This is a genomic window from Aliiroseovarius sp. PTFE2010, from assembly GCF_049943335.1.
In the GTDB taxonomy this organism is placed as follows: Bacteria; Pseudomonadota; Alphaproteobacteria; order Rhodobacterales; family Rhodobacteraceae; genus JBNFVY01.
Genome location: NZ_JBNFVY010000005.1, coordinates 1 through 14926, shown reverse-complemented (window position 1 = coordinate 14926; position 14926 = coordinate 1). Strand labels below are relative to the sequence as shown.

The 14926-nt window shown below is 57.6% G+C and carries 13 protein-coding genes; 1 reads left to right on the top strand and 12 read right to left on the bottom strand.

Features of this window, described 5'->3' with window-relative positions:
* Positions 1-9: 9 nt before the first annotated feature.
* Genes ACP2AV_RS09700 through ACP2AV_RS09675 form a run of 6 tightly spaced genes read right to left on the bottom strand, consistent with a single transcriptional unit; the run spans position 10 to position 5940 of the window.
* Entirely contained in the window at positions 10-384 is a 375-nt protein-coding gene (locus ACP2AV_RS09700) for a Na+/H+ antiporter subunit G (protein ID WP_426372499.1), read from the bottom strand.
* Between the two features lie 19 nt (positions 385-403).
* Positions 404-673, bottom strand: a complete 270-nt coding sequence (locus tag ACP2AV_RS09695) for a K+/H+ antiporter subunit F (protein WP_426372498.1) — start codon at positions 671-673, stop codon at positions 404-406.
* A complete protein-coding gene (locus tag ACP2AV_RS09690; protein WP_426372497.1) occupies positions 670-1161 on the bottom strand; it encodes a Na+/H+ antiporter subunit E in 492 nt (163 codons plus the stop codon). Before ACP2AV_RS09690 ends, ACP2AV_RS09695 begins: the two co-directional genes overlap by 4 nt.
* Position 1162: 1 nt before the next feature.
* The gene (locus ACP2AV_RS09685; protein WP_426372496.1) at positions 1163-2710 is read right to left on the bottom strand and encodes a monovalent cation/H+ antiporter subunit D; all 1548 of its coding nucleotides are present in this window, start codon (positions 2708-2710) and stop codon (positions 1163-1165) included.
* The gene (locus ACP2AV_RS09680; protein WP_426372495.1) at positions 2707-3075 is read right to left on the bottom strand and encodes a Na+/H+ antiporter subunit C; all 369 of its coding nucleotides are present in this window, start codon (positions 3073-3075) and stop codon (positions 2707-2709) included. Before ACP2AV_RS09680 ends, ACP2AV_RS09685 begins: the two co-directional genes overlap by 4 nt.
* Positions 3076-5940, bottom strand: a complete 2865-nt coding sequence (locus ACP2AV_RS09675) for a monovalent cation/H+ antiporter subunit A (RefSeq protein WP_426372494.1) — start codon at positions 5938-5940, stop codon at positions 3076-3078.
* A 428-nt stretch (positions 5941-6368) separates the two neighbouring features.
* Here ACP2AV_RS09675 and ACP2AV_RS09670 point away from each other — a divergent pair, with 428 nt between their 5' ends.
* Complete coding sequence (locus ACP2AV_RS09670) at positions 6369-10214, top strand: hypothetical protein (RefSeq protein ID WP_426372493.1); 3846 nt, start codon at positions 6369-6371, stop codon at positions 10212-10214.
* Between the two features lie 294 nt (positions 10215-10508).
* Here the strand turns inward: ACP2AV_RS09670 and dctP are convergent, their stop codons facing one another.
* The 6 genes from dctP to ACP2AV_RS09640 all read right to left on the bottom strand — a co-directional run.
* On the bottom strand, positions 10509-11600 hold the full coding sequence (gene dctP, locus ACP2AV_RS09665; protein ID WP_426372492.1) for a TRAP transporter substrate-binding protein DctP: 1092 nt from the start codon (positions 11598-11600) through the stop codon (positions 10509-10511).
* 17 nt (positions 11601-11617) lie between these two features.
* The gene (locus ACP2AV_RS09660; RefSeq protein WP_426372634.1) at positions 11618-12913 is read right to left on the bottom strand and encodes a TRAP transporter large permease; all 1296 of its coding nucleotides are present in this window, start codon (positions 12911-12913) and stop codon (positions 11618-11620) included.
* A 16-nt stretch (positions 12914-12929) separates the two neighbouring features.
* Positions 12930-13433, bottom strand: coding sequence for a TRAP transporter small permease subunit (locus ACP2AV_RS09655; protein WP_426372491.1), 504 nt, complete (start codon positions 13431-13433; stop codon positions 12930-12932).
* 204 nt (positions 13434-13637) lie between these two features.
* Positions 13638-13796 (bottom strand): integrase core domain-containing protein, encoded by a 159-nt coding sequence (locus ACP2AV_RS09650; RefSeq protein ID WP_426372490.1) that lies wholly within the window; start codon positions 13794-13796, stop codon positions 13638-13640.
* A 115-nt stretch (positions 13797-13911) separates the two neighbouring features.
* On the bottom strand, positions 13912-14598 hold the full coding sequence (locus tag ACP2AV_RS09645) for an OmpW/AlkL family protein (RefSeq protein WP_426372489.1): 687 nt from the start codon (positions 14596-14598) through the stop codon (positions 13912-13914).
* A gap of 91 nt (positions 14599-14689) precedes the next feature.
* A partial coding sequence (locus ACP2AV_RS09640) for an AMP-binding enzyme (RefSeq protein WP_426372488.1) occupies positions 14690-14926 on the bottom strand: 237 nt, incomplete at its 5' end.

Below are 14926 nucleotides of genomic sequence, written 5' to 3'. Positions count from 1 at the left end.
GTCCTTCGCTCAGTTTTCGTCGCGCATCACCGGCGGGTCATCATAAATCGCCCAGCCATAGGCGGTGTCAGGCGTTGGCAGGTCAGATTTCGACAGGTTCCGCGCGATATAGACCTTGGCGATAAAGTTCGCGGTGATCGGCGCAGTCATGAAAAGGAACAAGGTGATCAGCAATTCGTGGAACGACAGGTGCCCGTTGGCGAAGAACGCGTAGCCCATCGACGCGATCAGCGCACAGCCGATGCCCAGAGTGGTTGCCTTGGTAGGGCCGTGAAGCCGCTGCATCGTACTGCGCAACTTGATCAGCCCGAACGATCCGACCAAGCCGAACACCCCGCTGAAAACGATGAACGCCGAAACCAGTATTTCCGCAATATCAGACATGGGTCAGATCACTCTCAGATCACTCGATGATATCGCCGCGCAATACAAAGCGGCAGTAGGCGACGGTTGAAACAAACCCCACCATGGCAACCAGCATGGAGGCTTCGAAATACACGGCGGTACCTTCGGCGATGCCATAAAGAACCAGAAGTGCGATGACGTTGATGACCATTGTGTCCAAGGCCAGAATACGATCAGCGGGGTTCGGGCCGAACACCACGCGCCACAGGCAAAACAGCAGACCAAGCCCGAAACAGGCAAATGCGAAATAAAGTGCGGCGGCAATCATTCGAAAACCTCTCTGAGCGGCTGCTCGTAGCGGCGTTTGATGTTGGTGACTTCAGCGTCCGGGTCGTCGGTGTGCAGGCAGTGGACCAGGATGGCACTGCCATCCGCAGTCAGCATGGCCGACACCGTGCCAGGCGTCATGGTGATGGTCCCGGCCAAAACCGAAATTGCTTCGGGCGAGGTTAACTCAAGCGGCACGATGATCCAGTGCGACCGGAAATCGTCATTGCGCTTGAACAGGATCATCAGGGCGACCTTGACGTTGGCAACGACAATATCCATCAACACGATCAGCACATAGCGGATCGCCACGACCGGGCGGCGCAGCGTTGGGCGATCGGGCCAGTAGGGCCCTGTCATCATGGGAACCACAACCCCAAGAAAGCCGCCCAGCACGAGATTGCCCAAGGTGAACTTGTTCACCAGGCCCAGCCAAACGATCGTCAGCATGATGCTGAGCAGCGGGTGCGGCACGAGACGCTGGATCATGTCAACTTCCTCCCGTGTCGCCCAAGACCGCGTCGACGTAGCCTGACCGGTCAAACAATTGCGCGCTGGCCCCATCCAGGTAAGTGGTCATCGGCCCTGCAAACACAGTCAACAACGCGAGCACGGCAATGACCCCAAAGGTTGGGGCCAGTTCGGCCACGCGGGCCGGGTTCGGCTCTGGCTGTGCCGCGTCATCGTCGGGCGCTTGTTCACCAACCGCTTCGACCGTCAGTGCCGTAGATTTCCAGAATAGTGTACTACCCGCGCGGGCAAACCCAACAATGTTGATGAGTGAGCCAACCAATATTGCGCCCCAGACCCAGCCGATGGTGGCCGGATCGCGCATGGCGTCCATGACAAGCAGCTTGCCCAGAAACCCGCTGAGCGGCGGCATGCCCACCATCGCAATTGCACCCGCAAAGAACAGTGATGCAAACAAGCCGTTGTGAACCGTAGGGGCGCGCGCGTGTAACACGTCTGATTTGCGCCGCGTGACGACCAGGTCGGCGATCAGGAACAGCGCCGCGGCTGCGAAAGTGGAATGCACCAGGTAATACAATGCGGCCGTGGTTGCGCCCGGGGAAAACGCCGATATTGCAACCATCAGCGTCCCCATGGACCCGACGACGGAAAAGGCGATCAACGTCATGAGGCGGCGCGCCCCCAGCACACCGATAGCCCCGACCACGATCGTTACAATGGCCCCGACAAACAGCCACTGCGCGGCCAGGTCTTCTGTCGATGCACTCCCCGGTCCGAAAATCAGCGTGTGAACGCGCAGGATCGAATATGCGCCAACCTTGGTCATGATCGCGAACAAGGCCGCAACCGGCGCAGGGGCGTTCGCATAGGTCCCCGGCAGCCAGAACTGGACCGGGAAAAGCGCAGCCTTGAGCGCGAACACCACCATCAAGAGCACCGCCGCAACGCGGACCAGCGCAGCCTCGTCCGCCGGTACTTGTTGCAGGCGCAGGGCCAGATCGGCGATGTTCAATGTGCCGGTGGAGGCATAAAGAACCCCAAGCGCAAACAGGAACAGCGTCGAACCGGCAAGGTTGATCGCCACATATTGCAGCCCCGCCCGCAAACGCTCGCGCCCACCTGAGTGGATCATCAAACCGTACGAGGCGATGAGCAACACTTCGAAGAACACGAACAGGTTGAAGATGTCGCCGGTCAGGAAAGCACCGTTGATGCCCATCAGCTGAAACTGGAAAAGAGCATGGAAATGCCAGCCGCGCGCATCCCATTTCGTTGCAATTGCGTGCAGCAAAACGAAAAGTGCCAACACCGAAGTGATCAGCACCATAAGCGCCGAAAGACGGTCCAACACCAGGACAATGCCAAAGGGCGCAGGCCAGTCACCCAGATAATAGACCTGTGGAGTTGCTGAAGCCGAAATAAAAAGGCCAACCGCGATGGCCACCAGAAATGCACTGCCAGCCACCGAAGCGACCCGCGAAAGCACCATGTCGTGACGCATCACGAAACCGATGATCGGCGCCAAGAGTGCAGGCAGGATGATCGGGGCGATAATCCAGTGGTTCATGTCCCTTTGTCCCCGTCCGTCTCAGGTTCAACCGGATCATCGACCAGCCCGTCAATCCCGTCATCATCGGTTTCCAGGAAAGATCCCAGCGCGACCATGACCAAGACCGCCGTCATACCAAAGGAAATAACAATCGCGGTCAGCACCAAGGCTTGTGGCAACGGGTCAGTATAGGTTGCCTCGCCATAGGGCGACAGGATCGGCGGCTGGTTCGTAGCCAGACGACCCGACGCGAAAAGGAAAATGTTCACCGCATAGGACAATAGCGCCAGCCCCAAAATCACGGCAAAGGCCCGCATCCGCAGGATCAGGTAAATTCCAGCCGCCGTCAGCGCGGCGATGGAAGAGGCGACGATAACTTCCACTTACGCCTCCGCTTCGTTGGCTTGGACATTGGCAGACGGATCGTAATCCATTGGCTCGACGTTGACCGTATCGCCCGCGTATCGCGCGATCCGCGACAAGCTGTAAAGCATCAACATCACAGCGCCTAGCACGGCCAAGAACACGCCGGCATCAAAGATCATCGCAGTCGCCAGTTCGAATTCTTCGATCGGCGGAATTTCAAAATAATCGTACCCGCTGGTCAGGAACGGTTTGCCGCCCAACCACGCACCTGCCCCTGTCAAACCGGCAATCAAGACCCCGAGACCGATCATCGCATGATATTCGATGCGCTGACGCCGCTGCGTCCATGCGAAACCGGATGCCATATACTGCATGAGCAACGCGATCGATACCACCAGACCGGCGACAAAACCGCCGCCGGGCTGATTGTGCCCGCGCAAAAAGATGTAGGCCCCGACCAGGATGGCAACCGGCATCATGACCCGGGTGGAAACCACCATCATCAAGGGGTGGCGATCCCGGGAAACATTCTTGGAGAAATCCATGTTGCGCAGTTTGCGGGCGGCAGGCCCGTTCAGTAGCGCTTCCATGAGCGCAAAGATCACCAGACCCGCGATGCCAAGAACAATAATTTCGCCATAGGTGTCATATCCGCGGAAGTCGACAAGGATCACGTTGACTACGTTGGTACCGCCCCCGCCCTTGTACGCATTGGCCAGATGGTAGCTGGAAATCGTGTCCACATCGCGTAGCAGGAACATATAGGCCAGCGCGCCGATCCCGCCGCCCGCCGCAATGGCGATCACACCGTCACGGACCCGCCGCACGATGCCGCTTTCGGGCGGTGAGCTTTTCGGCATGTAATGCAGCGCCAGCAGCAGCAGCATGATCGTCACAGTTTCGACCGATATTTGCGTCAGGGCCAGATCCGGTGCGGACAAGTAAACAAATCCGACCGAGATCATCAGACCAATGATGCTGATGACGATCAGTGCCAGGAACCGTTGGCGGTGCAATAGGACAACCGACAAAGCGGCAACCAACAGCAAAACCCACCCAACAAAGACCAGCGGCGGCACCGGCATCAGCGTGCGCGTTGGCAACGGCAGACCGCTGCTCGACCAGGCAAGATAGGCGATGACGGTCGTCGAAGACACGAAAATTGCCAAGTAGCGTGTCATCGACCCGTCGTGGGTGGATTCAGTGATCCGGCGCGATAGCGCGACAGTCCATGCAAGCACCCTGTCGAACATGGCCTTGGCGTCGGGCCGTGGCACAGCGTTCCACGCCCGGTTCAACGGCGCGTGAAGCAACAAGAGGATGAACCCGCCCACGATCGCCGCGCCCGACATGGCCAGTGCGGGCGTGACCCCATGCCAAAGCTTGAGATGAAAATCGGGGAGATCGCCGCCGATGACCGCAGCGGCTGCTGTGCGAACCAGAGGTTCGGCCAGATGGGGCAGAACGCCGATGAGGACGACCAAAACCACAAGCAGGGCTGGGGCCGCCCACATACCGACCGGCGGATCGTGTGGCGTGTGCGGATAATCATCACGCACGGGGCCAAAAAAGACATGCCAAATGAACCGAAACGAATAGGCAACTGACAACAGCGCGCCGATGGTCGCAAGGACGGGCACAGCATAAGGACTGCCCGCCCAATAGGTGTGCGAGGCTTCTTCCAGCATCATCTCTTTGGACAGAAAGCCGTTGAACAGCGGGATGCCTGCCATCGACAGGGCTGCCACCGTTCCGATCACGAAAGTGATCGGCATCAATGTGCGCAACCCACCCAAGCGCTTGATGTCACGCGTGTGCGCCTCGTGGTCGACAATACCAGCGGTCATGAACAGCGCCGCTTTGAATGTCAGGTGGTTTATGATGTGGAACACAGCCGCCACCGCGGCCATCTTGGTTCCAAACCCCAAAAGCATCGTCAGCAGACCCAGGTGACTGACCGTGGAATAGGCCAAGAGCGCCTTGAGATCGTCCTTGAACAAGGCGATCAGGGCCCCCAAAACCATGGTCAACAACCCCACAGATGTCACGATGTAGAACCATTGTTCGGTCCCGGCCAACGCGGGCCACATGCGCGCCATCAGAAACACGCCCGCTTTCACCATCGTCGCCGAATGCAGATAGGCCGACACTGGGGTCGGCGCGGCCATCGCGTGTGGCAACCAGAAGTGAAACGGGAATTGCGCCGATTTCGTGAAGGCCCCTAGAAGAATTAAAATCAACGCGGGCAGGTACCAATCTGATGATCGGATCAAATCGCCCGCTGCCAGAATATCCGTCAGATTGTAGCTGCCAACGATATTGCCCAGGATCAGCATGCCCGCGATCATCGCCAAGCCGCCTGCGCCGGTTACGGTCAGGGCCATGCGCGCGCCCTGTCGCCCTTCGGGCAAATGCCGCCAATACCCGATCAGCAGGAACGACGACAGGCTGGTCAACTCCCAGAAGATCAGCAGCAGCAGGATGTTGTCTGACAGCACGATCCCCAGCATCGCCCCCTGAAAGAGCAACAAAAAGGTATAGAACTGGCCCATAGGGTCTTCGCCGGACAAGTAGAACCGCGCATAGAGCGTGATCAACAGCCCGACGCCTAGGATCATCGACGCGAACAACAACCCCAGACCATCAAGGAAAAACGCGGCCGACAGACCAAGCTGCGGAAGCCATACCGCATTTGCCGTCACGATCTGACCGGAAAACACCGCTGGCGCGTGCAGCAATAGCATCGTCAGCGCAAGGATCGTCGGAACAGCCGCGAAAACAGCACAGGCATTGCGCCCTGCCCGGATCATAAGCCCGGGAAACAAAGCCCCAAGAAACGGCAGCAAGGCGATGAGGATGAGCGAACTGTCTTCTATTGCCACGCTTCTTTTTCCTGTGTCTCGTTTGATCGCAAACGGCGACTAACCTGTACGATCCGACTTCTATTTGGGCCGCCGGCCACCCGTGTCAATCGCGGGCAATCGTCAAACCGATATTCGGCCGCAGAAATCGGTTCTTCGCCTTTGGTAATTCCGTGCGAAAACCTCATCAGCAGTTTGAATGCGTATGTTTTTTTCGTCCCCAAATACTCGGCCCTGCTCGGGAAAAGAGTGTAGCGACAAGGCCAAGACATGCAAGAGCGTGTCGCTAGTCGCGGTCAGTCGGTTGGACAGGCGAATATGCCTCAAAAACGCCGCCCGAATCCCGTTTTCCAAACGTTCAGAAGGTTCCAAAGCGCTCGACGCTGGCCAAGCGTCTCAGAATCCGGTTTCTTGGCCGCGTGGTGTCAGGATTGGAAAAGGGGCCTGCCTTGGTTTTTGAATGGCTGTCGTTGGTGGCGCAAGATTTCGCGGCGCTCACCCCGACAGAACAAGCCACTTTCGCCATCGGGGGGTTGACCTTTGCCTTCGCGGCCGTTGCGGGGGGATGGAAAACGATCAAGGTGCTGCGCCGATCGGATGACGCCCCGCCCATTACGCAGGACGATCTGGAACTGACTCGCATCCTCAAGCTGATCGAAACAAAGAAGCTTTCGGGCGAAGATGCTGTCGCCCTTGGTCAGGCGTTCTTGCGTGACACCATCGCAGACGACGGGCTGACTGACGCGGGCCAAGGCATCGCGCCAGCTTCGGAAGGTCTGCGCCCCCTGGTCGAAGAAGACGAAGACCGGCGCGCGTTTTCCAAACTGGTGCAAGAGCTTGCGATGTCCGACGAAATGGCAGATCGCGAGGTGATCCTGAAATACGCGCGGGGGGATCGTCAATCGGCATTGGCAACGCTTGCCGCCCAGGCCGAAGCGGCGGGGGCCGAAGGCGCCGACAAGTGGCACGAGGTCGCGGTATTTGCGACGCCTTTCGACCACGACCGTGCGATCGGGGCACTAAAAAAGGCGACCACCTTGAAACCTGACGACGCGGCCAGCCATTGCCGCCTGTCGCGGCTATTGTTGTCCGACGATGATATAGACGGCGCGATTGCCGCCGCGGACGCGGCGATGACATGCGCCAAGGACAAAGCGACGAAGGCGCGCGCCATGATGCGCAAAGGGCTGGCGACAGCGCAAGGGGGTGACGTCAGATCCGCAAGCCAATTGATCGACACCGCGCTGGACACCGCGCGCGCTGCGGCGGCTGCGGACGCGTCGAACGAAGACACCGTCCGTGCATTGGCCAACACCTACGAGGCACAGAGCATCGTCAGGGCAGACATGGGGTCCCCGATTGAAGCGGCGGCTGCGTTGGACCGCGCATCATCGCTCTATGAAGAATTGCTGAAATTCTCACCGGACGACGAAGACCTGATGTTGGAGCGGCTTCGCGCGCGGCTGAGACACGGGTACTTGCTGCGGGTTTCTGACGATCCCGAAGGGGCGTGCGATATCTATTCCCGCCTGCTGCCGGAATATGATGACGCGCTGGCGAAACGCCCGGACAACCGGCTGATCGCCCAAGACAAGGTCGCCGCAATCCTGGATTGGGCCTTCGCCCTAGACGCGTTGAGCGACGAAAGCCGCGCGATCGCCAAGTTGGACCAGATCGAAAGCCTGATCAACACGCTGCTGCCCGTGGCTGTTCGCCCGGATGAACTGCGCAGCCACCGGATTTGGTCGGGGATCTTGCGTGCAAGGATCCTGACACGCCAGGGGCATGTCGCCGAGGCAATCGAATTGCAGGACAAGGTGCTGTCAGACGCGCGCCAGGCCGCCGACACCGGCCGTTCAAGTGCGATACGCAATCTGTCAATCGCATTAGAGGGCGTCGGGTCGCTTCGCGCCGAACTGGGCAACGCGATGGGGGCCGAAAACAGCCTGCATGAAGCCTGCGATTTGGTTGCCAAACGCGCATCTGAGGATCCAGGCAACGTATCCAAGCAGGAAGACGCGATCCTGATACAGTGGAAATTGGCTGCTTTCGCCAAAGACCAGATGAATGTCGGGCGGTATTTCGACCTGGTTCGCGACACCCATGAGACCGTCCAGAACCTGGCGTCGTCATTCCCAGGAAAGACGCACCTACGGGTTTTGCTCGCACACTCGCACCGGTTGATGGCAGACGCCTACGTTCAACGCAATGAAGATAGCGATCACGCAGCCGCGTTGGAACAGTCGGAACAAGGATGCCGCCTATACCGCGATCTGGCGCAATTAAATCCGAACGACTTCAAGACCGTGCATGGAGAACTGGATTCCGATCGCATCCATGCGGCTTTTCTTGTGAGCGAGGGACGTCTTTCAGAGGGTTTGGCGCTGGCAGAGTCAGCGCTGCGCAAATGCGACGCAATGGCGACCACGAACGAAAAAGCTGCGCGCTTGGCTGTCGCGAAATCCAGGTGCCACGTCACAATTGCCGGTGCCTATCGCGAAATGAATGAATACGAAAAGGCCGTTCTGCAGCACCAAAAGGCGGTTGGGATTTTGCATAAGCACTTCGCGCATGGCGACAAGATCCGCTCGCGACGCCACAACTACATGGACGCGCTGCTAGATTACGGCGATTTGCTGGTGTCGGCAGAAAAATCAGACCTTGCGGAACAACAATACCTCAAGGCGTTGGATTTGGTCGACCGTTCGGCGAACGCCCCCGACCGCCGGGAAGAGCGGTACGAGCTTGTGCTGAAATCGAAACTACAGTTCGTGTCCCGATCGATGGGCAATCTTGACACGTCGCGTCGCTACCAGGCCGACGCTCTGGCCTTGGCCGAGGAGCAAGCAGAATACCCCGAAGACGTCGTCGCCCAACAAAACCTCGCCAGAGCCTATGTTGGAGAGGCCGCCGAAGCCATACGTGACCATGACTTGGTCACCGCAAAAGTCTGGATCGGCCGGGCCAAGTCTGTCGCCGCGCGCGTGGTCGACAACCCCGAAGCCGCCATTTCTGTCGAGCTTGGAATTCGCGAACAGCAGCTTATCCTTGCAGCTCAGAGCGACGATCACACAGCCTGTAAAGAGCACATCGATCGACTGGTTGAGCTCAAGCAGATGCAGCTTGATCGCCGCTGGACCCGGGACAACCAACTGGCTCTCTACGACCTGCTGCTTCGGCAAGCGGCGCAGCACTATCGGTTCGGCAAACCGGATCATCTTTTGCCTGACCTCGTGGAAAAGCTGCAACAGGCTGACGGGGACCAAGGCGGCAAACAATTGTCGCGCGCGCGGCTAGCGACCCTTTGGTTCCGCCTTGGACATATCTACAGCCCGCGGCATCTACATCGAGAAGCCGCTATGGCGTTCGCCAAATCCATCGACCTGCGTGAAGGATCGGACAATGCCTCGCAGCTCTATTCGCTGGCATCGACCCATGTGGATCACGCGAAATCCCTTGAATCGATGGGGAATATTCAAAGCGCGATCCAAGAAACAGAGAACGCTGAAGCGCTGCTGCCCGCAGTTCGGTCCGCCGTTGACGATCCTTGCTTTGCGCTCGAATTAGAGGCCGGCGTGGCCCAGTCCTGGGCCGCGATCGCACTCTTTCAGGGCAACGCCACCGCCGCCCGGTCCGCCCTGGAAAGGGCATTACTGGCCATCAAGTCATCGGCAGATCTAAGGCCGAACAATCCCAACCCGCCCCTACATGAATTTGCAATTCGTCTGTCGGAACTCGACGCGGCCGATATCGATGGTGATCCCGACACGCGCAGGTCAGTCTTGCAAGACATCCGACAGGCCGGGGACAAGGCTTTGGAACTTTCAGAGAAAAAGACCTACATCGCCGCGTGCGTCGACAACTACCTGGCGGTGCAGCAGATCATTTTGTCCACCGATACCGGCGGGGCAAACGATGCCCTGGATCACGCAGTTGCCATTGAAGAACCGTTGTGCCGCGCTGCGGAAGAACCCACCAGCCATTTTCTTCCGCAAGTTAAATCCATGTTCTATATCGCCGCCTCGGAAGCGGCGCTGGTTGCGAAGGATGTGGATCGTACACGGCACTTTACTGAACAGGCAGTCAACGAATGTGGATTGCTGGCCGGCTGTGCCCCTGACGACTGGGTCTATGCCTGCCAACACCTACGATCCCTGCACGTCAAAGCCCGCGCGACCAATGATAACGATGACTTCACAGCTGTCAGAACGCGGCTGACTGAACTTGAGGAACGGGGCATGTTGCCAAAACACCATCCTTGGTTGACTCGCCTTTTGGCCGATGACCGGGTCTGATGCAAAAACGCCGTGACCGCAGGAAACTCAAAGACATCGTCTAAAGCAGAGAGGTTGGCGCATCTGCACAGCTCGATTTTTGGTGCGGGCTGAACCGGCATTCATGCCGTCCTGTTCTGATCCGCCGGGCGCCAGTCTGTGGTGTCCCGAGCGTCTGAGGCGATGTGGCAGTTTTGGGTTGATCGCCCAAAATTTACGGGCATGCACGGATCTGCGTCTGACAATTCCATATGACACAGAAATGCGACAGGCCCGCATCTCTGCGGGCCTGTGCGGGATCATTGCAAGGTCAAATCAATCCACGCAGGCGCGGATTTTTTCGATGTCCGGGCCGTTGGGTGTGCGGCCCAGGTTGAAGGGGGCAGATGCGTCACGCCATTTGGCGTAGTCAGCAAGATACTCAAGCTGGCTCAGGTAAACCTTGGCGGAATCGGGATTCTCGCACGCGGTTTGCTCGATCACTTCGTTGGCCATTTCCTGAACCTTGGCCAGCGTTTCGTCATCATAACGGGTGATTTCGATGCCCGCGTCCTTGAACTGCTGGTAGGCTTCGGTCGCGCGCTTCTCGGTGAAGGAAAGCGACCAGACCAGGTTGGCCTGAGCGGCGATTTTCAGCGCGTCCTGCGTCTCTTCGGACAGTGCATCCCAGGACGCCTTGTTGATCATCACACCAAAGGCAGACGCGGATTGGTGCCAACCGGGGGTCGCCCAGTGGGTTGTCACCTGGTGGAACCCACCCGAGAAATCGACGTTCGGCGTTGAAAATTCCGCGCCATCAATCACGCCGCGTTCCAGCGACTGATAGATTTCGCCGCCGGCCATCGACACTTGGCTGCCGCCCAGGTTTTCAAGCAGACGCCCTTGCTCAAGCCCAGAAAGACGCAGGCGCATGCCTTGGAGGTCTTCAAGCGTTTCGATTTTCTTGTTGGTCCGGAAGCCGGATTCGTTGTTGGTCACGCCATAGGGCAGATAGACCATGCCAAACTTGCCGTAGATTTCGTTGTAAAGATCGGCGCCGCCCCATTGTTCGATCCAGTTGACGTAATCAACAGCGTTGAAAAGGCTGGCTGTAGTAGCCAACGGCGAGAAAGCCGAATTGCGACCGGCCCAATATCCCGGCCAGTCAGCACCAGCCTGAATCGTGCCGGATTCAACTGCACCAAAAACTTCGCCTGCCGGAACGAGCGCGCCTCCTTCGAAGAATTCGATATTCAGATCATCGCCCGTCAGCTTGTTGGCCAGCTCGACAAAGTGCTTGTCGATTTCGATCAGCTCAAGGGACGTGGGCCATGTCGTTGTCATGGTCCAGCTTTCCTGTGCCGCCGCTTGCGTTGTCAGACCGGCCGCAAGTGCCGCAGCAGCAAAAACAGTAGTTCTAATAGACATCGAAAATCCTCCTTGGTTTAGTTATTGTAAAGAGTGTCGGGTAGCCAGGTGACCAATTGCGGGAACAGCGCCACGGCCAGACACATCATCAGGATCAAACCGATGAACGGCAACACCCCGACGATTATGTGTGTCGTTTTCACTGAACCTGGCGCAATGGCGCGCAGGTAGAACAGCGCATACCCAAATGGCGGGGTCAGGAAGGATGTTTGCAGCACAACCGACATCAGAACCACGAACCAAAGCAAGTCAATGTTCATTTCCTGCACGATCGGCAGAAAGATCGGGAACGACAGCAGAACAATCCCGGTCCAATCCAGGAAGGCCCCAAGGATAAAGACGATGAAGAGCATCATGGTGACGAGCAACCACGGCTCCATTTCCAGCGCGCGGATGATTTCCTGCGTGGCGCGCAGGCCACCGGTGATATTGAACACGCCGGTGAACGCCGTCGCGCCTATGACAATGAAAAGGATCATCGCCGAGGTGCGGCCGGTTTCCAGCATTGCGCCATAAAAACTGGGCCATGTGAATTTGCGGCGCAAGATCACGATTCCCAAGGCCAGCGCAGCACCGATCGCCGACGCTTCAGTCGCCGTGGCGATCCCGGCCAGCAAAGAGCCAAGGATGCCGAGGATCAGCACCAGAGGCGGCACCGCCTCGATGGCCAGCATACGCGCAAGTTCGGATTTGCTGATTTTTTCGTCAGGCTCAACTGCCGGGGCCATGTCAGGGCGCACGATCGCGACGATCACAACCCAGACCGCGTAAAGCAGCCCCAGCAAAACGCCGGGCACCATGGCCCCGGCAAAAAGTTCGCCGACCGACAGGGGCGAGTAGCTTGCCATCAGGATCAACATGATCGACGGCGGGATGAGAATGCCCAGACAGCCAGACGCCGCGATCACGCCCGTGGTCAGTGTCGGGCTATAGCCATATTGCAGCATCGGGCGCAGGGCCATCACGCCCATGACCGTGATCGAGGCGCCGATAATGCCTGTCGTTGCCGCAAGCAAGATGGAGATAAACACCACCGCCAGCGCCAGACCGCCCCGCACGTTCGACATCATCAGACGCAGAGATTCGAACATTTTGTCGGTCACGCCGCTGTCTGACAGAAACCTTGCCATCAGGATAAACAGAGGGATGGCGATCAGGGTAAAGTTGTCTAATACGTCGCCGAAAATACGGTTGATGACGATGCCGAGCACCATCGGCTTGCCCGCGATGAGCGTCCCCAATACGGCCGTGCCCCCCAAGACAAAGGCCAACGGGTGCCCCATGAACAGGCCCAGCAACAAAAGGCCGAACATGGCAAGTGCGATATACTCAGGCGTCACTGCGCAAGTCCTCTTGATAGTTGAATACCAGCTTCAATACTTCCGAGATGCCCTGCAACATCAGCAATGCTGCAGCGACAGCCATCGCTATTTTCAGTGGATAGACCGGCAGTTGCACAGACCCGTAGGTCGTTTCGCCTTGCACATAAGAACGCATGGCGAATTCATAAGACCGTGTCAGGAAAACCCAGGAAAACGGGAAGAAAAAGATCAAATAGCCCAGAATCTCGACGATGCGGCGGGCCGTGGGCCCCAAGGCCTCGGTGACCAGATCGACGCGGACATGTGCCTGGTGGCGAAGGGCGTAACCGCCCAAGAGCACGAAATAGAACCCGTACATCATTTTTGTGACATCAAAGGCCCAGCGGGTCGGCGCGTTCATCACATAGCGCATGAAAACATCGTAAATGATGATTGCCGCAAACACGACTGCCACCACCGAAACGATGCGTCCCACCAGCTCATTCAAGCTGTCAATATACCGAAAAAACATGACGCTATCCCCTCGTTGAGACCCGGTATTGGCGAAGCAGCATACTATCGGCGAATTCAGAGGACACAAGTGGACGCTGAACTACCCTCCATTTACTGGACAGTATCTGGCGTCATTTTGGCTATTCTTTATACTTTCTGATCCGTTTTCCGAGAGGTGAGAGTCACTCACCGAAAGGGGGGGCTTGAGGTCGCTGCCAATAGATCACAAGGGCGGGTTTGCCGCCAAGGCGGTATGCGGGCGTTTGTGATTGAAGAACTCAATCCACGTTCTGATGTCTGCTTTGGCTTCTGCGACAGCCACCCCCCGGTGTTGGCAAGCAGATCGTTTACCTGTTCCGCACCCACCTCCGGCGTCTTGCATTTTCCACCTGCGACAACGACAGAGGCGCCTTCAAGCAAAGCGCGCTTCCATTGATGGATCATCGTTGTGCCGATGCCCAGTCGCGTTTCGCCGCAGTTTTTCTATGGGCAATGCCCTAGAAACGGTAGGCAAAACCTATATTCAGGATTGTTGGGTCTACCGAGACACTGCCTTTGACCGGTGCCCCACCGAGTGTCCCCGAGAGATCTGTTTTGAATGGGGTGTAGCGGATATCTGCATTGGCCAACCAATTCTCGCTCACTTGATAGCGCATTCCAACTTGTAGCGCCGGCGCCCAGGCATCGTTCAGATCAAGATCCGCCACGGCATTCCCTTGTTCTTCCAGAAACAGGATTCGACCTAAGCCGGCACCAACATACGGGCTGAAAGATGATTTGGTCGCAAAGTGATATTGTAGCGACAAGATCGCGGGGCCGTATTTTGTTTCTCCGACGGGCGTTCCTGCCAAGCTACCTGCCCCTGTTAGATTTGCACTTGCTGGCAAACCGCCAAAAAAGTTGATCGCGACAGAAGAGCCCAGAAAATAAGAAACATCGAAACTGAGTGTCGTGTCATCTGAGATATCAACACCCGCTCCCGGTATCGGCGCGCCACCTGCGCTAATTGAATCCAGTGACTCTTCGGTAAACGCCTTTGCTGCGTTCACGCCGACCAGCCAGTCGCCTTTGGTATAAAGCGATTCCGCAACTGCGGTGTGGGGCGATGCAAAGCAGCCAACCACCATGATTCCCATGACGTGCGCAGCACAAGGCACTTTCGACACCAGATCAGTGTGTTTCATGTCTTCCTCCTTTTGATTGATTTTCTGCGCTTCACGCGCAGCGACGCGCAGGCGGAAACTGCGATCTGCAATTCCGCCTGCCCTTTTTTGGCTACGCCAACAGCACGTTCCCGTATTCTTCGCGCAACTTGTTTTTGAGGACTTTGCCAGTTGCGTTTCGGGGCAATTCTTCGACAAAGATGACCTTGTCGGGCATTTGCCATTTAGCGACCTTGTCGGCGAAGAAGTTGATCACTTCCTGCTCTGATACATCTGCCGTTGGGGCCTTTACCGCCACGAGAACCGGGCGTTCGTCCCACTTTTCGTGTTTTGCGGCAATGGCGGCGGC